The organism is Klenkia terrae (assembly GCF_037083865.1).
GTDB lineage: Bacteria > Actinomycetota > Actinomycetes > Mycobacteriales > Geodermatophilaceae > Klenkia > Klenkia terrae.
Map to the genome: position 1 here is coordinate 1 of NZ_JBAPLV010000028.1, position 26,545 is coordinate 26,545.

A 26,545-nucleotide genomic window follows, 5' to 3' on the forward strand; every position below is an offset into this window, starting at 1 on the left:
CGCCGTCCTACGAGCCATCACCATCTGGACCAGAGTCTTTGGAGACACGCCCTAGGGCGTCGGGGGCTCAAGGTTTAACGTTCGACGGGGCTTCTCACCAGCTGCTGCCGGTGAGAACTACGCCGACTGCAGGGTGATCGGTGAGTCGAAACTGCCTGCAATGTGCCTTCTGAGCTGCGCTTTTAAAACCTGATGGTTCACACGATCACCACCTGATCGACCGGCGCCCCCGGTCCCGCTCCGTGCGGGACCGGGGGCGCCGTCGTCGTCCTACAGCGCGATGTCGGCGTACCGGGTCAGCAGCCGCCACCGCGCGGACGGGCCCGGCTCCACGTCGGCGGCCGGGGTGAGCGCGCGGAACCGGTCCGCGGCCGTCGCCGGTGCCAGGTCCAGCCCGGTCAGGTCGGCCAGGTCGGTGATCGGCACCTGGAAGGTGCGGAACGGGCCCAGCGGGGGAGCCTGCCCGGCGGCCTCGGCGTCGGCGAGCGCGACCCTGCAGGACCGTCTCCAGCACGCCGAGCAGCTGCTGGGCTGGGACCTGCGGGACCCCGCCGGGCGGCTGCGGCTGCAGCTGGCCCTGCACCTGCGCCGGGCGGCCCGGGCGGGCGGCAGCCGGTCGTAGGGGAGCCGCCGGGGACGTGGAACGCTGTGCGGGTGATCGACGACCTGTACCTGCCGTTCGCCGAGCGCACCCCGGACACCCAGTACGCCGACGTGCTGCGCGCGATCGTGGCCGAGGGGGAGCGGACGGCGACCCGGCAGGGCGTCGAGGCCCTCACCCTGATGCAGCAGACCACCCGGTACCCGCTGCGCAACGGCTTCCCGGTGATCACCGAGCGCAGCATCAAGGGCTTCTGGCCCAAGGCGATCGGCGAGCTCGCCGCGTTCATCAACGGCGCCACCACCATCGAGGAGCTGGCCGCGTTCGGCTGCGACTGGTGGGACGCCTGGGCGACCCCGGAGAAGACCCGCAAGCGCGGCCTGCCCGACGGCGACCTCGGGCCCGGCTCCTACGGCGGCGCCTTCCACGACTTCCCGGCCCCGCCCGGCCGCCAGCCGATGGACCAGTTCACCCACCTGGTCGAGCAGGTCCGCGAGCTGCCCGAGCTGCGCACCCACTTCGTCTCGCCGTGGATCCCGCAGTACCAGGTGCGCGGCGAGGGCAAGACCCCCGGGACGACGATCGCGCCCTGCCACGGCTGGGTGCACGTCCGGGTGCTCAACGGCACCCTGCACCTGCACATGTTCCAGCGGTCGGCCGACGTCCCGGTCGGGGTGCCGGCGAACATGATCCAGTACGCCGCGCTCACCCTGATGCTCGCGCAGCTGACCGGCACCCGGCCCGGCACCTTCCACCACACGATGAGCGACGCGCACATCTACGTGGACCAGCTCGACGCCGTCCACGAGATGCTGGCCCGCGAGCCGCGTCGGCTGCCGACCCTGACCCTCACCGAGGAGGGCCGGCAGGTCACCGACATCCACGACTTCCGGGCCACCCACTTCGCGCTGGCCGACTACGAGCCGCACCCCTCGATCCGCGGCATCCCGGTGGCGTCGTGAGCGGTGGCCTGTCGCTGGTCGTGGCGGTCGCCGACGACGGGGTGATCGGCGACGCCGACGCCCTGCCCTGGCACATCAGCGAGGACCTCCGCCGGTTCCGCGAGCTGACCACCGGCCACGTCCTGGTCGCCGGTCGCCGCACCCACGAGTCGATCACCGCCCGCCTGGGCCAGCCACTGCCCGGCCGGCACACCGTCGTGGTCAGCGGCTCGACGCCCCCCGGCGGCCCGACGGCGTTCACCGCCGGTGCGGCCACCACCGTCGCCGACCTGGGCACCGCCCTGGCCACCGCCGCGCAGCTGTCGGCCGGCGCCCCGCAGCCCGGGGTCGTCGTCATCGGGGGTGCGCGGGTCTACGCCCAGGCGCTGCCGCAGGTGGGCACCGTGCACCTCACCCGGGTGCACCTGACCCCCGGCGGCGACACCTTGATGCCCGAGGGCTGGCTCGACGGGTTCACCGTCGTCGACAGCCGCGACCTCGCCACCAGCTCCGGCGCCGACGTCACGTTCCAGACGCTGACCCGTGGCTGACCTGTACTGCCCGGCCAACGCCCGGACCGCCGAGCAGGTCGCCCGGATGGCCGACCTGGAGGCCCGCGGCGTCTGCCTGTTCTGCGCGGACGCCGGCAGCGAGGCCGGTGGCGGCCAGGTGGTCACCGAGACCGCGCACTGGCGGGCCCTGCACAACGACTTCCCGTACAGCGGCGCCGCGCAGCACCTGCTGCTGGTGCCGCGCCGGCACGTCACCGACGTCCTGGACCTGGACGACGCCGCCCGCGCCGACCTCTGGACCGTCCTGCGCACCGTCCGCGGCGAGGACCGGGGTCCCTACGGGCTGGGCATGCGCAACGGCCCGTGCGAGGGCACCGGCGGCACCATCGCGCACGCCCACCTGCACGTGCTGGTCCCCGACGGCGAGCGCCCGCTGCGGATGCGGTTCAGCTCGGCCCGGTGACGCCCAGGTCCACCCAGACCAGCTCGACCCCGGCGCCGGCCAGGATCTGCTCGGCGTCCAGCACGGCGTAGGACCCCCGGAAGAAGCAGCGGGCGAACCGGGCCTCGGCGACCAGGTACGCGCACGCCGGGCACGGGAACGCCGACACGTAGAGGTCGGCGCCGGCGGTGTCGAAGGCGCCGGCCGCGGCCTGGCCGACCAGCGACGCCTCGGCGTGGATCGCCGTCGACAGGTCCGCCCGCAGCCCCCGGGAGAACTCGTTGCGCGGGTCGCCGGAGACGTAGGGCGCGTACTCGGTCGGCTGGTGCCGGTTGTGCGCCGTCGCCAGCACCTTGCCGTCCCGGGCAGCCAGCGCGCCGACCTGCCGCCACCAGTCCGACGACCTGTCCCCGGCCGCGACGGTCTGCTGCATCAGCGCGACGTGCACCGGGTCGGCGGTGGCGGCGGCCGTCGAGCCGACCGGGCGCTCCTCGGTGGCCCAGGGCCGGTCCCACCGCAGGAAGGTCCGCTCGAACCGCCACGGGACGGCGGGGTGCTGCTCGGCCAGCGCCCGGGTCACCGCCTCGTCCGGGACCACCACGACGTCGCCGGTGAGCGCACCGGGCAGGTCGGCCGGCTGCACCACCCGGGTGGTCAGCCCGTGCTCCAGCCCGACCAGCCGGGCGATCGTCGCGGCGTCCAGCCCGCGGATCTCCTTGCGCATGGCCGGGAACTGCTCGGCGAACCCCTCGCCGAGCAGCAGCACCTCGGCGGCGTCGGCGTGCTCGGCGAACAGCCGGCGGTGCCCCGCGTGGTAGATCGGGGCGTACAGCAGGACCTGCTTCATTCGTCCGAGGAGTTCGCCGCGTTGTCCAGGTGGATCAGGCGCAGCCGGGCCGACGTGCTGACTGTCGACATCCGGTCCAGCACCACCACCCGGTCGCAGTACTCGGCCTCCAGCCGGGCGACTTCCTCGGCGGTGTAGGTGTCCGCCGTGGCCACCAGCACGCCGGGGCGCACGGCCTTGATCAGCGCCCACTGCTCGTGCTCGACGTGCTTGAGGGTGACGATGCCGACCCCGCGCTGGTGGGTCACCATCCGCAGCCGCTCCATCTCCGGGACGGCGGGCCGGCTGGGCCCCTTGCGCCGGCGGACCTTGGCGTCGCTGTCCACCCCGACGATGAGGAACCCGCCGAGGGACCGGGCGTGCTCCAGGTACCGGCTGTGGCCCTCGTGGATCATGTCGAAGGAGCCGCTGGTCAGCACCACCCGTAGGCCGAGGGTCTTCAGCGCCGAGCTCATGGCGGCCAGCCGCTCGAGGTCGTCGACGAACCGTTCCTCGAAGTGCGACGCGTCCTGGAACAGGTCGCTGTAGAGGCGGCCCGGTTCGGGGTTCCCGGTCACGCGGGGAGGCTACCCGTCGGCGAGGATGGGCCCATGAGCGAGCGCGCGCACGATCTCGTCCTGTTCGGGGCCAGCGGGTTCGTCGGGAAGCTGGTCGCCGGCTACCTGGCCGAGCACGCACCCGAGGGTGCCCGGATCGCGTTGGCCGGGCGCACCCGGGCCAAGGTCGAGCTGGTCCGGGCCGACCTGCCGGGGCGGGGCCGCAGCTGGCCGGTGCTCACCGCCGACTCGGCCGACCCCGCGGCGCTGGCCGAGCTCGCTGCCAGCGCCCGCGCCGTCGTCACCACCGTCGGCCCCTACGCCCGCTACGGCCTGCCGCTGGTCGTGGCCTGCGCCCGGGCCGGCACGCACTACGCCGACCTGACCGGCGAGGTGCTCTTCGTCCGGGACGCGATCGACGCCGCCGACGCGACCGCCCGGGAGACCGGCGCCCGCATCGTGCACGCCTGCGGCTTCGACTCCGTCCCCTCGGACCTCGCCGTCGCCGAGCTGGCCCGCCGGGCCGCCGCGGACGGCGCCGGCGGGCTGACCGACGTGCAGACCGTCGCCACCGCCAAGGGCGGGTTCAGCGGCGGCACCATCGACTCGATGCGCGCCCAGGTCGCAGCCATCAAGGAGCGCCCCGAGCTGCGCCGGATCGCCGGCCACCCCTACGCGCTGAGCCCTGACCGGGCCGCGGAGCCGGCCACCCGGCAGCCGCGGGACGCCACCCCGCCCACCCGCACCGCCGACGGCCGCTGGGCCGCCCCCTTCGTCATGGCCCCGTTCAACACCCGGGTGGTGCGGCGCAGCAACGCCCTGCAGGACTGGGCCTACGGCCGGGACTTCTCCTACGGCGAGGTGATGGCCACCGGCGGCGGGATCGGCGGCGCGGTGGCCGCCGGCGTCGTCACCGGCGGGCTGGCCGGCGTCCTGGCCGGGATGAGCTTCGGGCCGACCGCGGCGCTGCTGGACAAGGTGCTGCCGGCACCGGGCGAGGGCCCGGACGCCGCCACCCGCGCCCGCGGGTTCTTCCGGATGGTCACCACCGGGACGACGGAGTCCGGCCGGCGCTACCGCTCGGTCGCCGCGGGTCCGGGCGACCCCGGGTACGCCGCCACCGCGGTCATGCTCGGCGAGGCCGGGCTGTCCCTCGCGCTGGACGACCTGCCCGACCGGGCCGGCTCGCTGACCCCGGCGACGGCGCTGGGCACCGTGCTGGTCGACCGGCTGCGCGCAGCCGGGCACACCTACGAGGTCACCGAGCTGTGACCGACGTCCGGCCGGTCGAACCCGAGGACCTGCCGCTGCTGGCCGCCGTGGAGTCCGCGGCCGACCAGCTCTTCGTCCCGCTCGGCATGACCGACTTCCCGCCGCCGGCCCCGCCCGAGCAGCGCGCCGCGGCCTGGCGGCTGTTGGTGGAGGGCCGTCCGCCGCGCGGGTTCGCCGTCCTGGAGCTCGTGGACGGCGCCGTCCACCTGGAGCAGCTGTCGGTGGACCCCGCGCACGGCCGGCAGGGCATCGGCGGCGCGCTGGTCGAGGCCGCGGTCGAGCAGGCCCGGGAGCACGGCGCGGACCGGGTGACGCTGTGCACCTACGCCGACGTGCCGTGGAACGGGCCGTTCTACGCCCGGCACGGCTTCGTCGAGCTGACCGACCTCACCCCGGGGCTGGCGCTCCTGCGCGCGCACGAGGTCGACCTCGGCCTGGACCGGTACGGCCGCCGCGCCGCGATGGGGCGCCGCCTCTAGATGATCATCGTCAGCCGCAGCCGGGACCCGCCGGGCGTGGGCGTGTCCGACCTGCAGCTGACGATGATCAACCGCCGCGATGGTGCAGCGATCAGCCCACCGGCGCCGGGCTGCGGACCGCGGCCAGCAGCCCGTCGGCCAGCGCCGCGGCGTCGTCGCCGGCCCCGTAGAGCCAGCCGTCGGGGCGCACCAGCACGACGTCGACGCCGAGCTGGTCGAACCAGCCAGCGTAGCTGCCCTCGACGTCGTCCACGGTGAGCACCCCGGGCGCGGCGCCGCCGAGGGCGGCGAGCCGGATGCCGAGGTCGGCCAGCGGCGCGGCGTCGACGGAGCCGAGCGCGCCGGCGTCGCGGGCCAGGAGCACGCCGGGCCCGCCGAGGACGTCGTCCAGCAGGGTCGCCGGTCCACCGCCCACCCGGACCCGGCCCTGCCGCGACAGCGTGCCGCCGGCTGGACCGGTGTGCGCGCCAGGACCCAGCGCCGGCCGCGGGGGAGCCGGCGGTGCCATGCCGGCGTCCCAGGCCGCGGTCATCCGGGCGTCCCGCGCGGCGGCCTCGGCCGGGTCGGAGATGCAGATGACCTGACCCAGCTCGACCGAGAACCGGACGAAGGTCTGCACGTGCGGCAGCCGCTCGGTGCCGTAGCCGTCCAGCAGCTCGTCGCCGGCCACGCCGCGCAGCACCGCGGAGAGCTTCCAGGCCAGGTTGGCCGCATCGCGCACCCCGGCGCCCAGGCCTTGACCGGCGAAGGGCGGCATCAGGTGCGCGGCGTCCCCGGCCAGCAGCACCCGCCCGGCCCGCCACCGCGTCGCCCAGCCGGCCTGGAAGGTGTACACCGAGTGCCGCTCCAGCTCGGCGTCGGCGGGGCCCAGCCCGAACGAGGCGAGCAGCTCCCAGGCGGACTCGGTGCGGTCGAGCTGCTCGCGGGTCTCGTGCGGCAGCCGCATGAACTCCCACCGCCGCCGTCCCGGTCCGCCGGGCACCATCGTGGCCGGCCGGGCGACGTCGCAGGTCTGCTCGGCCACGTGCGGGAACCGCAGGTGCGGCTGCGGCCGGACGTCGACGACCAGCCAGTCGTGGAAGTAGCCCTCGTCCTGCCAGTCCAGGCCCGCCCAGCGGCGCACCCGGCTGTTCGCGCCGTCGGCACCGACGACCCAGCCGGCCCGCAGCGGGCGGGTGGCCCCGGCGGTGTCCCGCAGGGTGAGGGTGACCCCGTCGTCGTCCTGGTCGAGGGCGACGGCCTCCTGCCCGCGCAGCACCCGGACCGTGGGCAGCCCGGCGACCACCCGGTCCAGCGCGTCCTCCAGCGAGGGCTGGTGGAAGAAATAGGTGTTGAACCAGCCCGACTCACCGTGCCCGGTCCAGTCGACCTCGACCAGCGTGCGCCCCTCGCCGTTGCGCCAGACGTAGCGGTCGTCGTAGGGCTCGGTGACCTCGGGGATCGTGTCCGGGGCCAGGCCGACCGACTGCAGCACCCGGGCGAACTCGCTGTCGTGGGTCACCGCCCGGGGGAGCGGGTAGCCGGCCTCCTGCCGGTCGACGACGACGACGTCGTGGCCGCGGCGGCCCAGCTGGATCGCCAGCAGCTTGCCCACCGGCCCGAAGCCGACCACCGCCACCTCGGCGGACAGCGCGCTCACCACGGGTTCCGCGGGGGGCGGGTGTCGCGGTGCTCGGCGACGAAGAGCGCGGGCAGGAAGCGGGACAGGAAGGTGAACTCGTCGTAGGCGTGCTGCAGCAGCGCCCGGCCGAACTCCTCGGGCGTCTGCGCGGCGACCTCCTCGGGGGACAGCCCCTGGTCGGGGAGGTCCAGGCCGACGAAGAAGTGGCTGCGCAGCGCGGCGCCCCACCCGGTGTCCCGGGCGATGTGCAGCAGCCGGCCGCCGAGCACCCGGCCGTCGGCCAGCCGCGGGGGCTCGTGGGTCAGCCCGAGCCGCCCCACCACCGCCCCGGTGACCGCACCGGACTCCCGCGCCTTCCCGTACGCGTCGGGCTCGAAGAACTCGGCCGGGTCGCGGAACTGGATGACCAGGTCCTGGTCGGGCAGGCCGGAGAAGAACTCGCGGACGACGTGCTCGCTGCCGATGTGGGTGTCCGGTGCCAGCGTGCCCTGCCAGGTGCTGGACACGTGGTCCACCGGGTGCCACCACACGTACTCCCGGGTGGTGCAGCGCCAGCGGAACCACCACTCGAGCATCTCGCCGGTGCAGCCGTGCAGGTCGGTGCGGACGGCGACGTGCAGCGCCCCGGAGGCCAGCCGCTCCCACCCCGTCTCCAGCGGCAGCGGTGCGGGTTCCAGCAGGGACCCGACCTCGTGCAGTTCCACCCTGGGCTCCTCCTCGTCGACGGCGTGTCCGGCGCAGTCCACCCGACCGTGTGGCTCGCGTCACGACTTCCGTCCCGGAAACCGGGACGGTGCTGTTCCGTCGTCCGCGGCCGCTCCCCACGATGGCCGCCACCTGCCGCACCGATGCGGCGCCGACCAGCCAGGAGCACCCATGTCCCCTCCCCGTCCCGCGGCCGCCCACCGGGCGCAGCCTGCGGTCATCGCGCTGTGCATGGTCATCACCGTGATCGAGGGCTACAACCTCATCGTCTTCGGCTCGGTGGTGCCGCTGCTGGTCGCCGACGCCGGACTGGGCATCACCGACCAGCAGATCGGCCTGATCGGCGGGCTGGTCTACATCGGCGCGATCGTCGGCGCGCTGCTCGCACCGGTGCTGGCCCAGCGGGCCGGGCGCAAGCGGGTGCTGCTGCTGGCCATCGGGGTCTTCGCCCTCGGCGCGCTGCTCACCGGGCTGTCGACCAGCGGCGGGATGCTGGCCGCCGCCCGGTTCCTCACCGGCCTGGGCGTCGGCGGCGCGCTGACCACCGCGATGACGGTGGCCCGCAACAGCGCACCGCCGCAGCGCGGCTCGCTGGTCGTCACGATCACGATGGCCGGCATCCCGCTGGGCGGGGTGGTCGCGGCGCTGCTGGCGATCCCGGTGCTGCCGGCGTTCGGCTGGCGGCCGATGTTCGTCGCCGGTGCCGGGCTGGCCCTGGCCATCCTGGTCGCCGTCGTGGCGATGACCCTGCCCACCGACACCCCGCAGGACCTGGCCGACCGGTCGTGGTCGGGCGCGGACAAGCTGCGGGTCCTGTTCGCCGGCCGCGGCGCGGTCGTCGCCGTGGTGATCGCCGCCTGCGCGGTGGCCAACATGGTGGCCTGGCAGGGGCTCAACGTCTGGGCCGCCCAGTCGATGGTCGACCTGGGCTTCTCGCTGACCACCGCCCTGCTGCTGGCCTTCGTGCTCACCGCGGCGGCCGTGCTGGGGTCCTTCGCCACCGCGACGGCGGCCGACCGGCGCGGCTCGGCCGCCGTCGCCGTGGTCACCAGCGCCTGCACCCTCGTCGGCCTGGTCGCGGTGCTCCTGCTGCCGGTGTCCCTGCCCGGCGTGGTCGTCGCGGTGGCGCTGATGGGCATCGGCGGGCACTCGACGATGAACCTGGTGCACACCACAACATCGGACATCTACCCGCTGCCCGCCCGGGCCGCGGCGCTGGGCTGGTCCAACGGCACCTCGTTCATCGGTGCCTTCCTCGGCCCGGCGCTGGGCGGGGCGGCCATCGCCGCCGGCGGGGCCCGCGGGGTGTTCTCCACCTTCGCCGTGGCCGCCGCGGTCTGCCTGGCCGCGGTCGTCGCCCTGTGGGTGGCCGACCGGCGGTCCACCGCGGCCACCTTCCGGGTGCCCGTCGCCGACGCGCCGCCGCTCGTCCCGGCCTGACCGTGCTGAGCCCGGGCCGCCGCGGCGGCCCGGGCTCAGCGCACGCGCGGGTTGATCCGGCGCAGACCCTCCACGGCGGCCGGCAGCTTGGCCCGGAACCGCTGGGTGGGGACGACGACGGCCACGGCCTGCAGCGCCCCGGTCGGACCGGTGAGCCCGGTGGCCACCGCGCAGATGCCCAGGTCGTGCTCCTCCTCGTCGACCGCGATCCCGGTGCGGCGGACCTCGGCCAGCTCGGCGAGCACCGCGGCGTGGTCGGTGACGGTGTGCTCGGTGAACCGCTCCAGCACCGGCGGCAGCAGCTCGGTGACCCGCTCGTCGGGCAGCTGGGCCAGCAGCGCCAGGCCGATGCAGCTGGCGTGCAGGGAGAACGAGCGGCCCACCTTGGTCACCCCGCGCAGCCGCTCGGGGGAGGCGATCTGGTCGACCACCACCACCTCCCGGCCGCTGAAGACGGCCAGCTCGACGTTCTCGGCGACCTCCCGGGCCAGGCCCGCCAGCGCCGCCCGGTTGGCCGACAGCAGCCGCAGGTGGGCGTTCATGCCGAACTTCAGCAGCCCCGGGCCGAGCACCCACCCGGGACGGTCGGGCACCCGGACGACGTAGAGCTCCCGCTCCAGCCCCTGCAGCACCCGGTGCACGGTCGACCGGGGCAGCGCGGTGCGGGTGGTCAGGTCGGTGACGGTCAGCGGCCCCCGGCTCTCGGCCAGCGCGTCCAGCACCCGCGTCGCACGGCCCAGGTCGGTCATGGCTGCGCAGCCTGCCACGGGGAAGCCGACCCGACGGGCCACTACGGTCGGCACGGCCGGGAACCCGACGGGAGGACGCGCCCATGCCCGACGGTGCGGGGACCGAGCGGTTGAGCGGGGACTTCTGACGGTTGTGGTCGGCCTCGGTGGTCTCCCGGCTCGGCGGCGGGGTGGCCGGCGCGGCGACGCCGCTGCTGGCGGCCTCGATCACCCGCGATCCCCGGCAGGTCGCGCTGGTGACCGTCTGCGCGGGGTTGCCGTGGCTGCTGCTGTCGCTGCACACCGGTGCGCTGGCCGACCGGTGGGACCGCCGCCGGACGATGTGGCTGTGCGACCTGGCCTGCGCCGTCCTGTTCGCCGGGCTGGCCGGAGCGGTGCTCGCCGGCGCGGCCGGGCTGGCGCTGCTGTGCGCGGTCGCCTTCGCCGCCGCCGCGGTCGGCACCCTGTTCGACAGCTCCGCCCAGGCCGCGCTGCCGTCGTTGGTGCCGCGGCCGCTGCTGTCGGCGGCCAACAGCCGGCTGTACGTCGGCACGGTCATGGCCGGGCTGTTCGTGGGGCCGCCGGTGGGCAGCTGGCTGTTCACCTCGGCGTCCTGGTCGCCGTTCGCCGTGGACGCGCTGTCCTTCCTCGGCTCGGCGGCGCTGGTGCTGGCCGTGCGGACCCGCTTCCGCGCCCCGGCGCCGACCGGCCGCGGCCTGGGCCGCGAAATCGGGGACGGCGTCCGCTGGCTGCGGTCGCACCGGCAGCTGCGGTCGCTGGTCCTGCTGCTGACCGCCTGGAACCTGACCGAGACGGCCACGGTGAGCATCCTGGTGCTGTACTCGCTGGAGCGGCTGGACCTGGCGCCGTCGTCCTACGGCCTGCTGCTGACCTCGGTCGCCGTCGGCGGGGTCGTCGGCGCCGCGGGCGCGCCCCGGGTGGAGCGCCGGGTCGGCACCGGGACGGTCATCGCGGCCACCGTGGTGGCGACCGTGCTGGCCGACGTCGGGCTGGCGCTGACCAGCGACGCCGTGGTGGCCGGGGTCCTGCTCGGGGTCGTCGGGCTGGCCGCCTTCGCGTTCAACGTGGTGTCGGTGAGCTACCGGCAGTCCGTCGTCCCCGACGAGCTGCAGGGCCGGGTCAGCAGCGCGTACCGGTTCGCCACCTGGGGGATCAACCCGGTCGGGGCGGCGCTGGGCGGGGTCGTCGCCGCGGCGGCCGGCCTGCCGGCGGTGTTCTGGGGCGCCGCCGCGGTGCTCGCCCTGGCCGGCGCGCTGACGGCCTCCCAGCTCACCGACCGCCGCCTGGCCGCCGGGGTGACCGAGCAGACGGGTTGACGGCAGGGGCCGACGGGCAGGAGTCGGGGTGCCCCGCCCACGCACGTCGAGGAGTCCCCATGAGCCAGTCCCGCCCGGTGGTCGTCGTCGTCGGGGGAGGGTTCGCCGGCTACCACGCACTGCGCACGCTGGAGAAGACCCTGCCCGCCGACGCCGCGGAGCTCGTGCTGGTCAACCCCAGCGACTACCTGCTCTACAGCCCGCTGCTGCCCGACGTCAGCGCCGGCGTGGTGGAGCCGCGGCACATCGCGGTGTCCCTGCGCCAGCAGCTGCGGCGCACCCGGGTGGTGCTGGGCAGCGCCACCGCCGTGGACACCGCGACCCGCACGGTCAGCGTCCGGACCACCGACGACGGCGGCGCCACCGACGGCGAGCTCGAGCTGCACTACGACCGGCTGGTCCTGGTGCCCGGCTCGATCACCCGGCAGTTCGACATCCCCGGGGTGGCCGAGCGCGCGCACGGGGTGAAGACGCTGGTCGAGGCCCAGTTCCTCCGCGACCACCTGCTCCGCCAGCTCGACCGGGCCGACGCGCTGCCGGCCGGGCCCGAGCACGATGCCGAGCGCCGCGCCCGGCTGACCGTCGTCGCGGTGGGCGCCGGCTACACCGGCACCGAGATCGTCGCCCAGCTGCAGTACTGGCTGGGTACCATCGCCGCCCGCTGGTCCCGGGTCGACCCGGCTGACGTCCGCTGGGTGCTGATCGACCTGGCCGAGAGCGTGCTGCCCGAGCTCGGCCCGGAGCTGGGGGAGAAGGCGCTGGGTGCCCTGCGCCGGCGCGGCATCGACGTCCGCCTCGGCGTGACGGTCAAGGAGGCCCGCGAGGGCGAGACCGAGCTGACCGACGGCTCCACGATCCCCAGCCGCACGCTGATCTGGGGCGCCGGCGTCGCCGCCAGCCCGCTGGTCGCCACGCTGGACCGGCCGCTGCAGAAGGGCCGGCTGGTGGTCGAGGCCGACCTGTCCGTGCCCGGTGCCGACGGCGTGTTCGCCGGTGGCGACGCCGCCGCCGTCCCGGACCTGGCGCGCCGCGGGGACGAGGGCACGCCGGTCACCCCGCCCACCGCGCAGCACGCGCAGCGGCAGGGCACCGCGCTGGGCCGCAACGTCGCCGCCAGCCTGGGCTTCGGGCGGGCCAAGCCCTACCGGCACCGCGACCTCGGCCTGGTGGCCGACCTCGGTGGGTGGGACGCGATCGCCAAGCCGCTGGGCATCAAGCTGCACGGCCCGCTGGCCAAGGCCGTCGCCCGCGGCTACCACCTCTACGCGCTGCCCTCGATGGCCAACCGGGTGCGGGTGGGCAGCGACTGGCTGCTCGCCGCGCTGCTGCCGGCCCAGTCGGTCGAGGTCACCCGGATCCGTCCGGACCAGGCCCTGGTCAGCACCGCCCAGCAGTCGCAGGCGCACCTCAGGCGCTGACACCCCGCCGGCTGCGGCCGGCGTGGCAGTCTGCTGGCGTGCGGACGGCCCGGCGACTGGTGGCGTGCAGCCTCGTGCTGGCCGCCACCAGCGGCTGCGGCGTCGGGGCGGCCCTCGGCCAGCAGCCGGCGACGACGTCGGTCGACGTCGCCCCCGACCCCGTCGCGTCCCCGACGACCACGACGGCCTCGGCCCCGGCCGACCCCGTCCTGGTCGTCCGGGCGCCGCTGGGCGGGGCGGCCGGGTCCGACGAGCTGACCGTCACGCGGGGGCGCACCCAGACCGGGCTGGTGCCGCCGATGCCGGGCTGGTCGGCGGAGTGCCCGGTCGACTTCCCGGCGCTGCAGTACGTGCCGCTGGAGGTCCAGGTGGACGGCGACGACCTCGCCGGGCACCTGACCGTGGAGACGACCGCGGCCACCCCGTCCGACATCGGCCCGATCGGGGTGTTCTTCGACGGCGCCGCCGAGCCCTACTGCCAGGGCGACCCGGCGTTCGCGCTGACCGACACGTTCTGGTCGCACGGCAACTCCGGCCGGGCCACCGCCTACGTGGTGCTGCAGGACGCGGTCACCCCGGCGACACCGGCCGGGCGGCCCGAGGTGTTCAGCACCCTGGAGATCCGCATCGACCACCTGCGCACGCACTCCGGCGGCGACGTGCCGTTCACCCCGCAGACCCCGGTCGTCGGGGCCCTGTGCGCCGACGACCCCGACGCGGTCTGCGTCTCGCTGCCCTGACCGCGACACTGGACCGGTGACCGACCTCCGCTTCTGGTTCGACCCGGTCTGCCCCTTCGCCTGGCTCACCAGCCGCTGGGTCGAGGAGGTCGCGCGGCAACGGGAGTACAGCGTGCAGTGGCGGTTCATCTCGCTGCGGCTGCTCAACGCCCACGTCGACTACGCCAACCAGTTCCCGCCCGAGTACGAGGCCGGGCACACCGCCGGCCTGCGGCTGCTGCGCGTCGCGGCGCGGGTCCGCGACGAGCACGGGGACGCCCGCGTCGGCGCGTTCTACACGGCGGTCGGCACCGGCATCCACGACGCCGAGCCCACCGGCGGCACCCCGGGCCACGACCGGCGCGGCACCCGGGAATTCCTCGATCCGGTGCTCGCCGACCTCGGTCTCCCGGCCGGGCTCGCCGATGCGCTGGACGACGAGGCCCTCGACGCACGCATCCAGGCCGAGACCGACGAGGCGCTGGCGCTGGCCGGCAAGGACGTCGGCACCCCCATCCTGCAGTTCGGCCCGCCGGACGGGCTGGCCTTCTTCGGGCCGGTGATCAGCCGCCTGCCCGCGCCCGAGGACGCCGTCGCGCTGTGGGACCACGTGGTGGGGCTGGCCGCGTTCCCGGGCTTCACCGAGCTCAAGCGGTCGCTGCGCGAGCGCCCCCAGCTGCGCAGCTTCGGCGTGGAGCCCGGCGAGGTCGGCCAGACCGAGGACTGGCACGGCGGGAGCAGGCGGCAGAAGCGGTGACCGACCGCTAGCGCGGCCGGGCCAGCTGCTTGTGCAGGGCGGCCTTGACCGGGTCGGGCAGCACCGCGTTCACCGCGCCGAACACCCGGACCAGCGGCGAGGCGGCGTAGACGGTGCGGCGGCCGGCCAGCAGGGCCTCGACGCCCTGCCGGGCCACGTCGGCCGGGTCGTCCTTGGGGCCCTTCCCCATGAGGCTGCCCAGCAGCCCGGCCCGGTCGAAGAAGTCGGTGTCCACGGGTCCGGGCATCAGCGAGGTCAGGGTGACGCCGGTGCCCGCCAGCTCGCTCTGCAGGGCCTCGGTCCACGACTGCACGAACGACTTCGACGCGTTGTAGACCGCCTGGTACGGCCCCGGCATGGTGGCCGCGATCGAGGAGAGCACCAGCACCCGGCCCCGGCCGCGGGCCACCATCCCCGGCAGCAGCAGCCGGGCCAGGTGCACCGTCGAGCGGACGTCCAGGTCGACCACGGACAGGATGTCCTCGAGCTCCTGCTCCACGAACGCGCCGCCCGCGCCGACGCCGGCGTCCAGGACCAGCACGTCCAGCGGGCGCCCGGCGGCCTCGGCGGCGTCGGCCAGGTCGGCGACGGACGCGGCGCTGCGCAGGTCGCCGACCACCTCGGTGACCGACCCGCCGCGGGCACCCACCCGCCGGGTGGTGAGGGCCAGGCCGTCGGCGTCCTCGGCGGCGATGAGCAGGTCGTGGCCCTCGCGGGCGAGCCGGTCGGCGATCTCGCGGCCGATGCCGCTTGAGGCGCCGGTGACCAGGGCGAGGGGGCGCTGCGCTGTCGTCATGGCAGGCCCGCTACCCGCGCCGCCGTCCGCACCACGCGGGTCCGGCCCAGGTTGGCCCGGGCGGGCCAGCCCTCGTCCCGGTCGGCTCAGCGCAGGTAGGAGGCGCCGTTCACGTCGAGGACGGCGCCGCTGCACCACAGGGCGTCCGGGCCGGTCAGGAACGCGACCGCGGCGGCCACCTCCGGCGGCTCCCCGACCCGGCCGAATGGGCTCTGCGCCCGGATGCCGTCGCCGACCGGTCCGGCCAGCAGGGACGTCGCCATGTCGGTGGCCACGAAGCCCGGGGCCACCGCGCTGACCGCGATGCCGTGGCCGCCCAGGGCCAGGGCGAGGGACTGGGTCAGCGAGTGCACGGCGGCCTTGGACGCCCCGTAGGCCATGGCCTGCGGCTCGCCCCGGTAGGCGCCGCGGGAGCCGACGGTGACGATCCGGCCGCCCTCGGGTCCCTCGGGCCGGTCCAGCAGGTGCCGGACGACCTGCCAGCTGACGTTCGCCGTCCCGACGAGGTTGACCGACAGCACCTTCTGCCAGGACGCCTGCCACTGCTCGTAGTCGGAGTCCTCGATCACCAGCGGGTCGTGGGCGGCGGCGTTGTTGACGAGGACGTCGACCCCGCCGAGCCCGGTCACGGCGTCGGCGACGAGCCCGGCGACGGCGGCCGGGTCGGCGAGGTCCCCGGAGACCAGGACGTGGCCGTCGCCGGGCAGCGCATCGAGCACGCCCCTGGCGGCGTCGACGTTCGTGCCGGCGTGCACGGCGACCGCGTCACCGCGGGCGGCCAGGGCGTGGGCGATCGCGGCGCCGATGCCGCGGGAGGATCCGGTGACCAGGGAGCGGGTGCGCACCCCCGGCACGGTAGCCACCGGGCTCAGTCCCGCGGCACCCCGGCCAGCAGCTGCTCGCACAGCTGCATCGTCACGACGTTGGCCTCGGCGCTGCCGTCGGGGGCCACGGGGGTGGCGGCGAAGTCGACCAGCTCGCCGACGAAGCCACGCAGGTGCAGGTCCTGCTCACCGCCGGACATCGTGCTGACCGCGGGGACGAGACGCTCGACCCGCTCCTGCGGTGCGTGCCAGTCGCCGCTGCCGCCGGACCGGATCTCGGTGACGCTGGAGTCGACCACCTGCACCACCGCCTGCTCGAAGGCCACCTCGACGACGTCGACCTCCGAGGAGTGGGCGGGCAGCGAGGCCAGCCGCAGGGTGCCGTGCACCTGCGGCACCACGGTGAGCAGCGCGCTCAGCGTCGACCCCGAGGCGTGGGTGGAGACGGCGACCTGCACGGAGTGCGGTGCGCCGAGCAGGTAGGGCACCAGGTCGACGTGGTGGACGGCGGCCAGGGTCAGGAACGACGCGACGTCGGGGGCGAACGCCCGCGCATCGGCGGCGAACCGGACGTCGAAGCCCACCGGCGGCCCGAACCGGCCCGACCGGACCAGGTCGCGCAGCCCGACCAGGGCCGGCGCGTGCCGCTTCATGAACCCGGCCCGGAGCACCACCCCGGCGTCGGCGGCCAGGTCGGCGAGGTGGCGGGCCTGCACCGCGTCGGTGCCCAGCGGCTTCTCGCACAGCACGTTGCGGCCGGCGGCGAGGACCGCGGCCACGATGTCCGGCTGGTCGGCCGGCTGGGCGCAGACCACGACGTGGCGCACGTCGGGCTCGCCGGCCAGCAGATCGGTCACCGAGCCGTACGGCGTCCCGGTCGAGCCCACGGCCGCCAGGGCCGCCCGGGACCGCTCGACGTCCCGGGTGGCCAGTGCAGCGATCTCCAGGCCGGCCGCCCGCATCGCCGGGACCAGGTTGACCCGGGCGTGGTGCCCGGCCCCGACGAGGGCGACCCGCGCGGCGGGCCCCGTCACCGGCCCTCGGCGATGGCCCTGACGGCGGCCAGCGTCGCCGGGATGCCGCTGCGCGCCGCCTCCTGACGGGTGGCGATCTCGTGCGCCGCCCGCGCGCCGTGCTTCTCGGCCATGAACTGCTGGCCGGCGTCGGTGAACTCCCACGACTCGGTCAGCCGGGTGCCGCCCTCGACCGGCTCCAGGTCGTAGCGCCAGAACACCTTGCGGTCGTTGACGCTCCAGGCGAAGGACCGGGGCCGGTCGGCCTGCTCGACGGTCGACCGGGTCTCCCAGGTGCGTCCCGGGGTCTCCTGCCGGCCACCGAACACGTCGCCGACCGCCCCGGTCCCGCCGTCGAGCCACCAGCACTCCCGGCACTGCGGGCTCCACTCGCCGGTCCGGGTCACGTCGGAGACCAGGTCGTAGACGACCTCCGGGGGAGCGGCGACGACGATCGAGTCCGACAGGTGCAGGCTGCTCATGCGGTCAGTGTGGCCGTCCCCGGCCCCGCGGTCAGGCGACGGTGCGGTCGGCGGCCTGGTCGGTGCGCACCGGGTCGGCGGCGGTGCCGTGCAGGCCACCGGTCTGCGCGACCTCGAAGTCGGGCCCGAGCTTCTCCAGCGCCAACCGGCCGTAGACCTGCTGCTGGGTCGCCACCCGCTGGGCGCGGCCCTTGCCCAGGAAGGACACGATCCAGCTGAACGTGGTGGTCAGCCGGCTCTTGAACCCGACGATGTAGACCAGGTGGACCAGCAGCCACATCATCCAGGCCAGGAACCCGGTCACCTTGAACTTGCCGAGGTCGGCGACGGCCTTGTAGCGGCTGATGGTCGCCATCGAGCCCTTGTCGTGGTACTCGAACTTCTCCTTGTGCGTGCGGCCGGTGACGTTCGCGGCGATCCGGTCGGCGGCGAAGCGCCCACCCTGGATGGCCACCTGGGCGACGCCGGGCAGCTTGTCCAGGCTCATCATGTCGCCGACCACGAACACCTCGGGGTGCCCGGGCAGGGTCAGGTCGGGCTGCACCTCGACCCGGCCGGCCCGGTCGATCTGCACGTCGCACTGCTGGGCCAGCAGGGCGCCCAGCGGGCTGGCCTGCACGCCGGCGGCCCAGATCTTGGTGGCCGCGGTGACCCGGCGGGTGGTGCCGTCCTTGGTGTCCTTGACGTCCAGGCCGTTGGCGTCCAGGCCGGTGACCATGGCGCCGAGCTGGATCTCCACGCCGATGTCGCGCAGCTGCTTGGCCGCGTTCTGCTGCAGCTTCTCGGCGAAGGGCGGCAGGACGACGGGGGCGGCGTCCATCAGGATGACCCGGGCGGTCTTCGGGTCGATGTTGCGGAAGTTGTCCTTCAGGGTGCGGCGGGCCAGCTCGGCGATCTGGCCGGCCATCTCCACCCCGGTGGGGCCGGCGCCGACGACGACGAAGGTCAGCAGCCGGTCGATCTCGGCGGGGTCGGTGGCGACCTCGGCCATCTCGAAGGCGCCCAGGATGCGGCCGCGCAGCTCGAGGGCGTCGTCCACGCTCTTCATGCCGGGGGCGAACTGGGAGAACTGGCTGTTGCCGAAGTAGGACTGCCCGGCACCGGCGGCCACGATGAGGTGGTCGTAGGAGTGCACGGTCTCCCGACCCAGCAGCCAGGAGGTGACGGTCTGGTCGGCCAGGTCGATGTCGACGACCTCGCCCAGGACCACCGAGGCGTTCTTCTGCTTCTTCAGGATGTCCCGGGTCGGCGGGGCGATCTCGCCCTCGGAGATGATCCCGGTGGCCACCTGGTACAGCAGCGGCTGGAAGAGGTGGTGGCCGGTCTTGGCCACCAGCGTGATGTCGACGTCGGCCTTGCGGAGCTTCTGGGCGGCGAAGAGCCCACCGAAGCCGGAGCCGATGATCACCACGCGGGGACGGCGGGCAGTGGTCGCGTTGGTGGGCACAGCAGCTCCGGATGTCGTCATGATGTCTCCATCGTCCCACGCGGCGGCCCGCGCGGAGGCGTGGACCCGACGTCCGTGTCCCCCGGTGTGGCGACGTCGCACACAGCCTGCCCCCAGCCGGGCCCCGGCGCCACGGTGCGGCCGGGCATCCGTGCTCGGGTGCCCGGCCGCGCCGGAGGTCAGCGCTGGTTCTTGCGGGCCACCCAGGCCTGGGTCAGCAGGCCGAGGCCGATGCCGAGCATCCAGACGTCCTTGGAGACCGGCAGGCCGTCCTGGGTGGGGGCCACGGACTTGCCGGGCTTGGTCATGCCCGGGGTGCGCAGGTACAGGCCCAGCAGGCCGCCGGCGAACCCGGTGAGCGCGGCACCCGCGATGGCGGTGGGCACGAACGGGGTCAGCAGCGCCGCGCCGATCGCGATCTCCGCGGTGGACAGGCCCTTGGCGAAGGTGGCCGGGGCGACCTTCGACAGGAAGGGGTAGGTGCCCGAGGCGAAGCCGTGCAGGCCGGCGGCGGTGCCCTCGTCGGCGTTCCGCTTGCCCAGGCCCGAGTTCAGGATGAAGGCACCGGTGGCCAGGCGGGGGGCGATCTCGGCGGCGGTGATGGGCAGGCGCATGGTTCCTCGTTCAGCAGGGGGCGGGGGTTCGATCCTCCCTCACCCCGGGCGACGACGGGGCTCAGCGCCCGGCGCGGCGGGAGCGGCCCGCGGGCTGCTGCCCGGCCCGGGCAGCCAGCTCGGCGCGGGTCCGGGCCGGACCGGCCGACCGGCCACCGCCACCGCCGGAGCGGGCCGGCGCACCCGACCGGGCACCGCCGCCGCCACCGGACGCGCCGCCGCCACCGGCGCCGCGCCGGCGACCGCCGCCACCGCCGCCGCCCTGGGGCTGCTCGACGACCGGGGCCGGCTCCACGTAGGGCGCGGCCGGACCGGTCAGCGCGACGATCTCCCGGGCACCGGGCTTGATCGCCGACACCTCGGGGGTGATCCCGGCCTGGCGGGCCAGCAGCCGCACCTCACCGGCCTGGTCGGGGGTGGCGATGGTGACCACGGTGCCGCCGGCACCGGCGCGGGCCGTACGGCCCGAGCGGTGCAGGTAGGCCTTGTGCTCGGCCGGCGGGTCGACGTGGACGACGATCGCGACGTCGTCGACGTGGATGCCGCGGGCGGCGATGTCGGTGGCGCACAGCACCCGCGTCGTCCCGGAGGTGAAGGCTTCGAGGTTGCGCTCGCGGGCGTTCTGGCTCAGGTTGCCGTGCAGGTCGACGGCGGGGACGCCACCGGCGGTGAGCTGCTTGGCCAGCTTCTTGGCCTGGTGCTTGGTCCGGGTGAACAGCACGACCCGGTCCAGCCCGGAGGCGAGCTCCTTGACGACCTGGCTCTTGTCCAGCGCGTCGACCCGGAACACGTGGTGGGTCATGGTCGACACCGGCGCCACGGCCGGGTCGACCGAGTGGGTGCGCGGGTTGTCCAGGTAGCGCTTGACCAGGACGTCGACGCCGTTGTCCAGGGTGGCGGAGAACAGCAGCCGCTGGCCGACCTTGGGGGTCCGGTCCATGAGCCGCTTCACGCCGGGCAGGAAGCCCAGGTCGGCCATGTGGTCGGCCTCGTCGAGGATGGTGATCTCCACGGCGGACAGGTCGCAGTGACCCTGGCCGATGAGGTCCTCGAGCCGGCCGGGGCAGGCGATGAGCACGTCGATGCCGCCGGAGAGGGCCTGCACCTGCGGGTTCTGGCCGACCCCGCCGAACACGACGGTGGTCTTCATGCCGACCGCGGTGGCCAGCGGGGCGACGACGGCGGCGACCTGGTTGGCCAGCTCGCGGGTCGGCACCAGGATCAGGCTGCGCGGCTTGCGCGGCAGGCGCTTGGAGGTCGAGGCGGCCAGCCGGGCGACCAGCGGCAGCGAGAAGGCCAGCGTCTTGCCCGAGCCGGTGCGGCCGCGGCCGAGCACGTCCTTGCCGGCCAGGGTGTCCGGCAGCGTCGCGACCTGGATCGGGAACGGCGCAGTGATGCCGCTGGCGGTCAGCGTCTCGACCAGCGGGGCCGGCACGCCGAGGGCGGCGAAGGTGGTGTCGGTCGGCAGCACGGACGCCGGCGCCTGGGCGGGCACCGTGCGGGCCGGCGCCGGGGTGGCGGGCCGGGGGGCGCGCTCGGCCGGGGCCGCGGCCTGCGGGGCGGCGTCCTCGGTCAGCTCGGTGGTCTGGTCGGTGGTCTGGTCCGTCGTCTGGTCGACGACCTGCTCGGCGCCGGCACCGTTGCCGCGACCGCGGCCACCGCGGCGACGGCGCCGGCCGGCGCCGGGCTCGCCCGGGGTCTCCGGGCGTGCGGGCTCGTGCCGGGTGACCAGCGGCTGGGGGGCGGACGAGCCGGGGGACCGGAACGCGGGGGACTGGCGGGCGGCGCCGGCACCGCCCGGGCTGGTCGCGCGGCGGCGGGGTCGGGCGGGGGAGTTCTCGGGGGTCACGATGGTGTCCTCACCATGTCGGTGGCCACCGTCCGTCGCCAGGGCGGGGCCGCCGGGGTGGAAGCACCCTGGTGGCCGCACCGTCCGGTCGGACGTCGGGTCGCCGGCGCGCCTCGGTGGCGCTGCCTCTGCGCCGACGTCGGGTCCACCCGCTCAGGGACGAGCAGGGGGCGGCGCCGGTGATCACCACTGTGCCACGTCGAGGGCGCCGGGACGGCCACCGCGGGGGAGTCGGTGGTCACACGTGGTGGCCCCGGCGGGCGTGGGACGGCGGTGGTGGGGTATCACGGACCCTCGTGACCGCAGCGTGACCGCCACCGAGCAGCAGACCGGCTCCGCCGACGAGACCTACGAGCCCGACCCCCGCCGCTGGCGGGCGCTGTCGGTGACCCTCGTCGCCGGGTTCATGACCCTGCTCGACGTCAGCATCGTGTCGGTGGCGCTGCCCTCGATGCGCGAGGCGCTGGACGCCTCGGCCAGCGGGGTGCAGTGGGTGGTGTCGGGCTACGCGCTGACCTTCGGCCTGGTGCTCGTCCCGGCCGGCCGGCTGGGTGACGCCTTCGGTCGGCGCCGGATCTTCCTGGTCGCCCTGGCCGGGTTCGTGCTGGCCAGCGCGGCCGCCGGGGCGGCCCCGAACGCCGAGCTGCTGGTGGCGGCCCGGCTGCTGCAGGGCGTGGCCGCCGGCTTCCTGGCCCCGCAGAACTCCGCGCTGATCCAGCAGCTGTTCCGCGGCCCGGAGCGCGGCAAGGCGTTCGGGCTCTTCGGCGCCACCGTCGGGTTGTCCACCGCGATCGGCCCGGTCGTCGGCGGGCTGCTGATCGGGCTGTTCGGGGAGGACCTGGGCTGGCGGGCGATCTTCTTCGTCAACGTGCCGATCGGCGTCGTCGCGCTGGTGCTGGCCGCCCGCCTGCTGCCCAAGGGGCGCCCGACGGGCACCAGCACCGACATCGACGTGGTGGGCACCGTGCTGCTGGGCCTGGGCGCGGTGCTCGTGCTGCTGCCGCTGGTGCAGGCCGAGTCCGGCGGGCTGAGCCGGCTGTGGTTCCTCTTCCTGCTCGGGGCCGCGGCTCTGGCGGCCTTCACCTGGTGGGAGCGGCGCGTGGTGGCGCGCGGGCGGGAGCCGGTGTTCGACGTCCGGCTGCTCACCCAGACCCGGGGCTACGCCGCCGGCGTGGCCGTGGGCACCGTCTACTTCATCGGGTTCAGCGGCATCTGGCTGGTCTTCGCCCTCTACTTCCAGACCGGGCTGGGCTGGACGGCGCTGCACTCGGGCCTCTCGGTCATGCCCTTCGCCATCGGGGCGGCGGGCTCCGCCGCGCTGGCCGGGCGGCTGGTCAGCCGGTACGGCCGGCTGCTCACCGTCCTGGGCCTGACCGTGGTGTCGGTCGGGCTCATCACCACGGCGCTGCTGGTCGCGCTGGTGCCGCCGGACGTGCTGACCTGGGCCGTGCTGCCCGCGCTGTTCGTCGCCGGCCTGGGCGGTGGGTTCGTGATCAGCCCCAACATCACGCTGACCCTGCGCGACGTGCCGGTGCGGATGGCCGGAGCCGCCGGCGGCGGGCTGCAGACCACGCAGCGGTTCGGCGCGGCGCTGGGCTCCGCCGTCCTGCCCGGGTTGTTCTACGTCGTCCTCGGGTCCACCGACGGGGACTACCCGACCGCGGCCGGCATCGCGCTGGGCGTCGCCGTGCTCGGCGCGCTGGGCGCGCTGGTGATCGCCGTGCCCGACTGGCTGCGCGACCGCAGGGCCGACGACGGCGCCCGGACGGCGACCCGGCACGAGCACGCCGACCTGCACTGAGCCCCCGTCGGCTCAGCCGGGGAGGACCGCCGGGGGGACGCCGCGGAACGTGCGGCGGTAGGCCTGCGGGGCGACCCCGATCGCGGCGTGCAGGTGCTGGCGCAGCGAGGTGGCCGTGCCGAACCCGGACTCCTCGGCCACCCGGTCCACCCCGGCGTCGGTGGTCTCCAGCAGGTGCCGGGCCAGCTCCACCCGCTGCCGGGTCAGCCAGCGCAGCGGGCTCAGGCCGGTCTCCTCGCGGAACCGCCGGGTGAAGGTGCGCACGCTGGTGCCGGCGTGCGCGGCCAGCTGCTCGAGGGTCCACGGCCGGTCCAGGTGCTGCTGCACCCACGCCCGGGTGGCCGCCGTCCCGGTGCCGTCGGGGTCGGGCACCGGGCGGTCGACGAACTGGGACTGGCCGCCGTCCCGCCAGGGCGCCACCACCCGGCGCCGGGCGATCCGGGTGGCCGTGGCGCTGCCGTGGTCGCGGCGCACCACGTGCAGCAGCAGGTCGATGCCGGCGGCGTTGCCGGCGCTGGTCAGCACGTCGCCGTCGTCGACGTAGAGGACGTCGGGGTCCAGCCGGACCTGCGGGTGCAGCCGGGCGAACCGCTCGGCGTGCAGCCAGTGCGTGGTGGCCGGTCGGCCGTCCAGGCGACCGGCCGCGGCCAGCACGAACGCCCCGGTGCAGATGGACACCAAGCGCGCCGGGCCCTGCAGCGCCTGCGCGACGCCGTCGGGCAGCTCGGCCGTGCGCAGCAACGCACCCCCGGCCACCCCGGGGACGACGACGGTGTCCGCGCCAGCCACCAGGTGGGGTCGGCGATCGCGGCCTACTCCGCCGGCGTCGTCCGCGACGTGACCGGCACCTACGACGCGGCCTGGTACGGCGCGGCGCTGCTGAGCCTGGTCGCGGCCGGTCTGTCCGTCGCCATCCGCACGGGGCGGGCACCGGCGCCGGCACCCGCCCCCGAGGAGGCAGCCGCGGAGGACGCGGTCCTCCGCGGCTGACCGGTCAGCGGCGCCGGGCGTCCCGCTTCGCGCCGCGGCGGCGGGAGTCCAGGAACTCCCCGCCCTTGCGCAGGCCGCGGGACAGCGAGGTCGGGCCGTTCTTCCGCTCGAGCGAGGTGCCGGCGCGCTGCAGCACCTTGGCCACCAGCGGGGCGGCGACGGTCAGCAGCAGCCAGGTGCGCAGACGACGGGTCAGGAACAGCCACATGGGGGAAGCACTCCAGGAGGTCGAGGGGTTCCGGTCGATGCTGCCGTCCCCGGGCCGATCCCGCCCGCTCAGTCCTCGTGGCCGTCGCGCTGGTCGGGGGCGAACGGCCACTCCTCGAACGACCGCACCCGGCCGTCGTCGGCGAACTCCAGCACCCACAGGTCCCGCCACCGGCCGTGGTTCCCCTCGGCCGAGGCGTAGTCGACCTCGGCCCGGACGACGGCGACCGCACCGTCGACGGCCAGCACCCGGTAGCCGGCGGTGAACTCCTCGTCCGGGCCGTCCCGCTCGCCCTCCCACCAGGACGCGAGCGCGGCCAGCCCGCGGACCGGCTCCCGCCAGGGGGAGGGTGAGTACGTGGCGTCGTCGGTGAACAGCCCGGCCAGCCCGTCGGTGCCCGGCGAGCGCCAGGCCCGCTCGTAGCCGGCCAGCCAGGCGCGGACGTCGTCGTGGGTCATGCGCCCCTGCCTACCGGGGACGACGGCGGCTCACCAGGGGAGCGGCCCGTCGTCGTTGGAGTAGGTGCCGGTCGGGCCGCCGTCGGGGAGCGTGGCCAGCCGGATCGGCGTCCGGGCGCCCTCCTCGGGGGTGCGGGTGCCGCGGTGCCCGTTGAGGTCGGTGGACACGAAGCCGGGGCAGCCCATGTTGACCAGGATCCCGGTGTCCTTGAGCTCCTTGGCGTACTGCACGGTGACCGCGTTGAGGTAGGTCTTGGACGGCGAGTAGGCCGCCGACAGCGGGCCGGTGGTGCCGTCGTCCGCGCTCTGCAGCGTCAGCGACCCCACCCCGCTGGACACGTTCACGATCCGCGGGGACGGCGAGCGGCGGAGCATCGGCAGCACGGCGTTGGTCAGCCGGATCACGCCCCAGACGTTGACCTCGACCGCCGCGCGGACGGCCGCCATGTCCACCTCGCTGGGCGTCTGCACCCCGCCGCCGGTGACCCCGGCGTTGTTCACCAGCACGTCGAGCCCGCCGCGGGCCTCGAGCAGCGCGGCCGCCGCGGCCACGCTGGCGTCGTCGGTGACGTCCAGCGGGACGCCGAACGCGTCCACCCCGGCCTCCCGCAGCCGGGCCACGGCGGCCTCCCGGCGCTCGTCGTCCCGGGCGCCGACCCCGACCGCCCAGCCCAGCCGGCCGAGGCCGGCCGCGATCTCGTACCCGATGCCCTTGTTCGCGCCGGTGACCAGCGCTGTCGTCGTCATGCCCCCAGCGTCGTCCCGGTCGGGGTGGTCGCGCCAACACCGATCGGGTGGCCATCGATGCTCGCCGGGTATGGATCGGCGTACCGTCGCCCGACGTGGAGACCCGGGAGCTGCGCTACTTCGTCGCCGTCGCGGAGGAGCTGCACTTCGGCCGGGCCGCCCAGCGGCTGGGCATGGCGCAGCCGCCGCTGTCCCGGGCGGTCGCCCAGCTGGAGCGCCGGCTGGGCACCCCGCTGCTGACCCGGACCAGCCGGGTGGTCGCGCTGACCGGGGCCGGCGAGGTGCTGCTGCGCGAGGGCCGGGCTGCCCTGGCCGCGGTCGAGGCCGCCGAGCGGCGCACCCGTCGGGCCGCGCCGGACCGGGCCGGGGTCGTGCTGGCGGTGAAGGCCGGGGCGTCGGCGGAGCTGCTGGCCAAGCTGCTGGACGCCTACGCCGCCGAACCGGGCGCTGTGCCGGTCGAGGTGCTGCTGTGCGGCATCGGCGAGCAGGGTCCGGTGCTGCGCGACGGTCGGGCCGACGTCGCCCTGCTGCACCGGCCCTTCGACGACCTGGCCGGCCTGGACGTCGAGGAGCTGGGCACCGAGGGCCAGCTCGCCGTCCTGCCGGCCGGGCACCCGCTCACCGGCCGGACCGACGTCGTCCTGGCCGACCTGGCGGACCTGCCCGGTCTGCCCGCCGCCCGGTGGCCCGGTCACCCCGCCGGGCCCGGGCCGCAGATCCGCGACCACGCCCAGCTGCTGCAGCTCATCGCGCTGGGCCGGACCTACGCGGTGCTGCCGGACTCGGTGCGGGCGCAGCTCCCCGAGGGCGTGACCGCGGTGCCGGTGCTCGACGCGCCGTCGGTCACGACGGTGGTCGCCTGGCCGCCGCAGAGCCGGTCCCGGGCCGTCGCCGACCTGGTGCGGACCGCCCTGCGGCTCTAGCTCCGTTCGGCGTGGATCAGCTGCGACGAGGGATGTGC

The 26,545-nt window shown here is 75.5% G+C and carries 31 protein-coding genes; 14 read left to right on the forward strand and 17 right to left on the reverse strand.

The window, feature by feature from the left end:
* Positions 1-270: 270 nt before the first annotated feature.
* Entirely contained in the window at positions 271-426 is a 156-nt protein-coding gene (locus tag UXQ13_RS19740) for a hypothetical protein (protein WP_336392819.1), read from the reverse strand.
* Here UXQ13_RS19740 and UXQ13_RS19745 point away from each other — a divergent pair.
* The 4 genes from UXQ13_RS19745 to UXQ13_RS19760 are packed head-to-tail and all read left to right on the forward strand — an operon-like array spanning position 416 to position 2,517.
* On the forward strand, positions 416-622 hold the full coding sequence (locus tag UXQ13_RS19745; protein WP_336392820.1) for a helix-turn-helix domain-containing protein: 207 nt from the start codon (positions 416-418) through the stop codon (positions 620-622). The genes UXQ13_RS19740 and UXQ13_RS19745 overlap by 11 nt on opposite strands.
* A 32-nt stretch (positions 623-654) precedes the next feature.
* The gene (gene thyA / locus UXQ13_RS19750) at positions 655-1,563 is read left to right on the forward strand and encodes a thymidylate synthase (protein WP_225235065.1); all 909 of its coding nucleotides are present in this window, start codon (positions 655-657) and stop codon (positions 1,561-1,563) included.
* A complete protein-coding gene (locus tag UXQ13_RS19755; protein WP_336392821.1) occupies positions 1,560-2,093 on the forward strand; it encodes a dihydrofolate reductase in 534 nt (177 codons plus the stop codon). The genes thyA and UXQ13_RS19755 overlap by 4 nt, the downstream gene beginning before the upstream one ends.
* The gene (locus UXQ13_RS19760; RefSeq protein ID WP_225235067.1) at positions 2,086-2,517 is read left to right on the forward strand and encodes an HIT family protein; all 432 of its coding nucleotides are present in this window, start codon (positions 2,086-2,088) and stop codon (positions 2,515-2,517) included. Before UXQ13_RS19755 ends, UXQ13_RS19760 begins: the two co-directional genes overlap by 8 nt.
* On the opposite strand, the gene UXQ13_RS19765 is transcribed toward UXQ13_RS19760, so the two are convergent.
* Together UXQ13_RS19765 and UXQ13_RS19770 are read right to left on the reverse strand one after the other, a co-directional pair.
* Positions 2,501-3,343, reverse strand: a complete 843-nt coding sequence (locus tag UXQ13_RS19765) for a deoxycytidylate deaminase (RefSeq protein ID WP_336392822.1) — start codon at positions 3,341-3,343, stop codon at positions 2,501-2,503. The two genes, UXQ13_RS19760 and UXQ13_RS19765, sit on opposite strands and share 17 nt — an antisense overlap.
* On the reverse strand, positions 3,340-3,900 hold the full coding sequence (locus UXQ13_RS19770) for an adenylyltransferase/cytidyltransferase family protein (RefSeq protein ID WP_336392823.1): 561 nt from the start codon (positions 3,898-3,900) through the stop codon (positions 3,340-3,342). The genes UXQ13_RS19765 and UXQ13_RS19770 overlap by 4 nt, the downstream gene beginning before the upstream one ends.
* A 33-nt stretch (positions 3,901-3,933) precedes the next feature.
* On the opposite strand from UXQ13_RS19770, the gene UXQ13_RS19775 reads away from it, so the two are divergent.
* Together UXQ13_RS19775 and UXQ13_RS19780 are read left to right on the forward strand one after the other, a co-directional pair.
* Positions 3,934-5,151, forward strand: coding sequence for a saccharopine dehydrogenase family protein (locus UXQ13_RS19775; RefSeq protein ID WP_336392824.1), 1,218 nt, complete (start codon positions 3,934-3,936; stop codon positions 5,149-5,151).
* Entirely contained in the window at positions 5,148-5,630 is a 483-nt protein-coding gene (locus tag UXQ13_RS19780; protein WP_336392825.1) for a GNAT family N-acetyltransferase, read from the forward strand. The genes UXQ13_RS19775 and UXQ13_RS19780 overlap by 4 nt, the downstream gene beginning before the upstream one ends.
* 91 nt (positions 5,631-5,721) lie before the next feature.
* On the opposite strand, the gene mhpA is transcribed toward UXQ13_RS19780, so the two are convergent.
* Both mhpA and UXQ13_RS19790 read right to left on the reverse strand, forming a co-directional pair.
* Positions 5,722-7,269 carry a bifunctional 3-(3-hydroxy-phenyl)propionate/3-hydroxycinnamic acid hydroxylase MhpA gene (gene mhpA, locus UXQ13_RS19785; RefSeq protein ID WP_336392826.1) on the reverse strand — a complete coding sequence of 516 codons (1,548 nt, stop codon included), beginning with the start codon at positions 7,267-7,269 and terminating at the stop codon, positions 5,722-5,724.
* On the reverse strand, positions 7,266-7,955 hold the full coding sequence (locus UXQ13_RS19790) for a DAPG hydrolase family protein (RefSeq protein ID WP_336392827.1): 690 nt from the start codon (positions 7,953-7,955) through the stop codon (positions 7,266-7,268). The genes mhpA and UXQ13_RS19790 overlap by 4 nt, the downstream gene beginning before the upstream one ends.
* Positions 7,956-8,127: 172 nt before the next feature.
* On the opposite strand from UXQ13_RS19790, the gene UXQ13_RS19795 reads away from it, so the two are divergent.
* On the forward strand, positions 8,128-9,396 hold the full coding sequence (locus UXQ13_RS19795) for an MFS transporter (RefSeq protein ID WP_225235072.1): 1,269 nt from the start codon (positions 8,128-8,130) through the stop codon (positions 9,394-9,396).
* A 35-nt stretch (positions 9,397-9,431) separates the two neighbouring features.
* Here the strand turns inward: UXQ13_RS19795 and UXQ13_RS19800 are convergent, their stop codons facing one another.
* Positions 9,432-10,145: an IclR family transcriptional regulator gene (locus UXQ13_RS19800; RefSeq protein WP_225235073.1), complete on the reverse strand. Its 714-nt coding sequence runs from the start codon at positions 10,143-10,145 to the stop codon at positions 9,432-9,434.
* A 131-nt stretch (positions 10,146-10,276) separates the two neighbouring features.
* Between UXQ13_RS19800 and UXQ13_RS19805 the strand changes: the two genes are divergently transcribed.
* Genes UXQ13_RS19805 through UXQ13_RS19820 form a run of 4 tightly spaced genes read left to right on the forward strand, consistent with a single transcriptional unit; the run spans position 10,277 to position 14,355 of the window.
* Complete coding sequence (locus tag UXQ13_RS19805) at positions 10,277-11,461, forward strand: MFS transporter (RefSeq protein WP_263639392.1); 1,185 nt, start codon at positions 10,277-10,279, stop codon at positions 11,459-11,461.
* 59 nt (positions 11,462-11,520) lie between these two features.
* Positions 11,521-12,879: an NAD(P)/FAD-dependent oxidoreductase gene (locus tag UXQ13_RS19810; RefSeq protein ID WP_225235075.1), complete on the forward strand. Its 1,359-nt coding sequence runs from the start codon at positions 11,521-11,523 to the stop codon at positions 12,877-12,879.
* 38 nt (positions 12,880-12,917) lie between these two features.
* Entirely contained in the window at positions 12,918-13,619 is a 702-nt protein-coding gene (locus UXQ13_RS19815; RefSeq protein ID WP_225235076.1) for a hypothetical protein, read from the forward strand.
* Between the two features lie 16 nt (positions 13,620-13,635).
* Positions 13,636-14,355: a mycothiol-dependent nitroreductase Rv2466c family protein gene (locus tag UXQ13_RS19820; protein WP_336392828.1), complete on the forward strand. Its 720-nt coding sequence runs from the start codon at positions 13,636-13,638 to the stop codon at positions 14,353-14,355.
* 7 nt (positions 14,356-14,362) lie between these two features.
* Here UXQ13_RS19820 and UXQ13_RS19825 read toward each other — a convergent pair whose 3' ends face one another.
* From UXQ13_RS19825 to UXQ13_RS19855, 7 genes are all read right to left on the reverse strand, one after another.
* A complete protein-coding gene (locus UXQ13_RS19825; RefSeq protein ID WP_225235078.1) occupies positions 14,363-15,151 on the reverse strand; it encodes an SDR family NAD(P)-dependent oxidoreductase in 789 nt (262 codons plus the stop codon).
* A gap of 86 nt (positions 15,152-15,237) precedes the next feature.
* Positions 15,238-15,996 carry an SDR family NAD(P)-dependent oxidoreductase gene (locus UXQ13_RS19830; protein WP_336392829.1) on the reverse strand — a complete coding sequence of 253 codons (759 nt, stop codon included), beginning with the start codon at positions 15,994-15,996 and terminating at the stop codon, positions 15,238-15,240.
* A gap of 23 nt (positions 15,997-16,019) precedes the next feature.
* Complete coding sequence (locus UXQ13_RS19835) at positions 16,020-17,009, reverse strand: Gfo/Idh/MocA family protein (protein WP_336392830.1); 990 nt, start codon at positions 17,007-17,009, stop codon at positions 16,020-16,022.
* On the reverse strand, positions 17,006-17,470 hold the full coding sequence (locus UXQ13_RS19840; protein ID WP_336392831.1) for an SRPBCC family protein: 465 nt from the start codon (positions 17,468-17,470) through the stop codon (positions 17,006-17,008). The genes UXQ13_RS19835 and UXQ13_RS19840 overlap by 4 nt, the downstream gene beginning before the upstream one ends.
* Positions 17,471-17,501: 31 nt before the next feature.
* Positions 17,502-18,938: an NAD(P)/FAD-dependent oxidoreductase gene (locus UXQ13_RS19845; protein WP_225235082.1), complete on the reverse strand. Its 1,437-nt coding sequence runs from the start codon at positions 18,936-18,938 to the stop codon at positions 17,502-17,504.
* A 158-nt stretch (positions 18,939-19,096) separates the two neighbouring features.
* Positions 19,097-19,531 (reverse strand): hypothetical protein, encoded by a 435-nt coding sequence (locus UXQ13_RS19850; RefSeq protein WP_225235083.1) that lies wholly within the window; start codon positions 19,529-19,531, stop codon positions 19,097-19,099.
* 61 nt (positions 19,532-19,592) lie between these two features.
* Entirely contained in the window at positions 19,593-21,380 is a 1,788-nt protein-coding gene (locus UXQ13_RS19855; protein WP_336392832.1) for a DEAD/DEAH box helicase, read from the reverse strand.
* Between the two features lie 307 nt (positions 21,381-21,687).
* Here UXQ13_RS19855 and UXQ13_RS19860 point away from each other — a divergent pair, with 307 nt between their 5' ends.
* Positions 21,688-23,181 (forward strand): MFS transporter, encoded by a 1,494-nt coding sequence (locus UXQ13_RS19860; RefSeq protein WP_336392833.1) that lies wholly within the window; start codon positions 21,688-21,690, stop codon positions 23,179-23,181.
* A 12-nt stretch (positions 23,182-23,193) separates the two neighbouring features.
* Here UXQ13_RS19860 and UXQ13_RS19865 read toward each other — a convergent pair whose 3' ends face one another.
* A complete protein-coding gene (locus UXQ13_RS19865) occupies positions 23,194-23,970 on the reverse strand; it encodes a GlxA family transcriptional regulator (protein WP_336392834.1) in 777 nt (258 codons plus the stop codon).
* A gap of 3 nt (positions 23,971-23,973) precedes the next feature.
* Between UXQ13_RS19865 and UXQ13_RS19870 the strand changes: the two genes are divergently transcribed.
* On the forward strand, positions 23,974-24,171 hold the full coding sequence (locus UXQ13_RS19870; protein WP_336392835.1) for a hypothetical protein: 198 nt from the start codon (positions 23,974-23,976) through the stop codon (positions 24,169-24,171).
* A 4-nt stretch (positions 24,172-24,175) separates the two neighbouring features.
* On the opposite strand, the gene UXQ13_RS19875 is transcribed toward UXQ13_RS19870, so the two are convergent.
* The 3 genes from UXQ13_RS19875 to UXQ13_RS19885 form a co-directional block, all read right to left on the reverse strand.
* Positions 24,176-24,379 carry a hypothetical protein gene (locus UXQ13_RS19875; protein WP_225235087.1) on the reverse strand — a complete coding sequence of 68 codons (204 nt, stop codon included), beginning with the start codon at positions 24,377-24,379 and terminating at the stop codon, positions 24,176-24,178.
* A 68-nt stretch (positions 24,380-24,447) separates the two neighbouring features.
* On the reverse strand, positions 24,448-24,837 hold the full coding sequence (locus UXQ13_RS19880) for a nuclear transport factor 2 family protein (RefSeq protein ID WP_336392836.1): 390 nt from the start codon (positions 24,835-24,837) through the stop codon (positions 24,448-24,450).
* Between the two features lie 30 nt (positions 24,838-24,867).
* Positions 24,868-25,584: an SDR family oxidoreductase gene (locus UXQ13_RS19885; protein WP_336392837.1), complete on the reverse strand. Its 717-nt coding sequence runs from the start codon at positions 25,582-25,584 to the stop codon at positions 24,868-24,870.
* Positions 25,585-25,679: 95 nt separating this feature from the next.
* On the opposite strand from UXQ13_RS19885, the gene UXQ13_RS19890 reads away from it, so the two are divergent.
* Complete coding sequence (locus UXQ13_RS19890) at positions 25,680-26,507, forward strand: LysR family transcriptional regulator (protein WP_225235090.1); 828 nt, start codon at positions 25,680-25,682, stop codon at positions 26,505-26,507.
* The last annotated feature ends 38 nt before the right edge of the window (positions 26,508-26,545 follow it).

Coding starts and splice junctions, on each gene's coding strand:
- UXQ13_RS19765 (WP_336392822.1), bottom strand. CDS start 3,343: ATGAAGCAGGTCCTGCTGTACGCCCCGATCTACCACGCGGGGCACCGC.
- UXQ13_RS19775 (WP_336392824.1), top strand. CDS start 3,934: ATGAGCGAGCGCGCGCACGATCTCGTCCTGTTCGGGGCCAGCGGGTTC.
- UXQ13_RS19795 (WP_225235072.1), top strand. CDS start 8,128: ATGTCCCCTCCCCGTCCCGCGGCCGCCCACCGGGCGCAGCCTGCGGTC.
- UXQ13_RS19800 (WP_225235073.1), bottom strand. CDS start 10,145: ATGACCGACCTGGGCCGTGCGACGCGGGTGCTGGACGCGCTGGCCGAG.
- UXQ13_RS19810 (WP_225235075.1), top strand. CDS start 11,521: ATGAGCCAGTCCCGCCCGGTGGTCGTCGTCGTCGGGGGAGGGTTCGCC.
- UXQ13_RS19825 (WP_225235078.1), bottom strand. CDS start 15,151: ATGACGACAGCGCAGCGCCCCCTCGCCCTGGTCACCGGCGCCTCAAGC.
- UXQ13_RS19840 (WP_336392831.1), bottom strand. CDS start 17,470: ATGAGCAGCCTGCACCTGTCGGACTCGATCGTCGTCGCCGCTCCCCCG.
- UXQ13_RS19845 (WP_225235082.1), bottom strand. CDS start 18,938: ATGACGACATCCGGAGCTGCTGTGCCCACCAACGCGACCACTGCCCGC.
- UXQ13_RS19850 (WP_225235083.1), bottom strand. CDS start 19,531: ATGCGCCTGCCCATCACCGCCGCCGAGATCGCCCCCCGCCTGGCCACC.
- UXQ13_RS19875 (WP_225235087.1), bottom strand. CDS start 24,379: ATGTGGCTGTTCCTGACCCGTCGTCTGCGCACCTGGCTGCTGCTGACC.
- UXQ13_RS19880 (WP_336392836.1), bottom strand. CDS start 24,837: ATGACCCACGACGACGTCCGCGCCTGGCTGGCCGGCTACGAGCGGGCC.
- UXQ13_RS19885 (WP_336392837.1), bottom strand. CDS start 25,584: ATGACGACGACAGCGCTGGTCACCGGCGCGAACAAGGGCATCGGGTAC.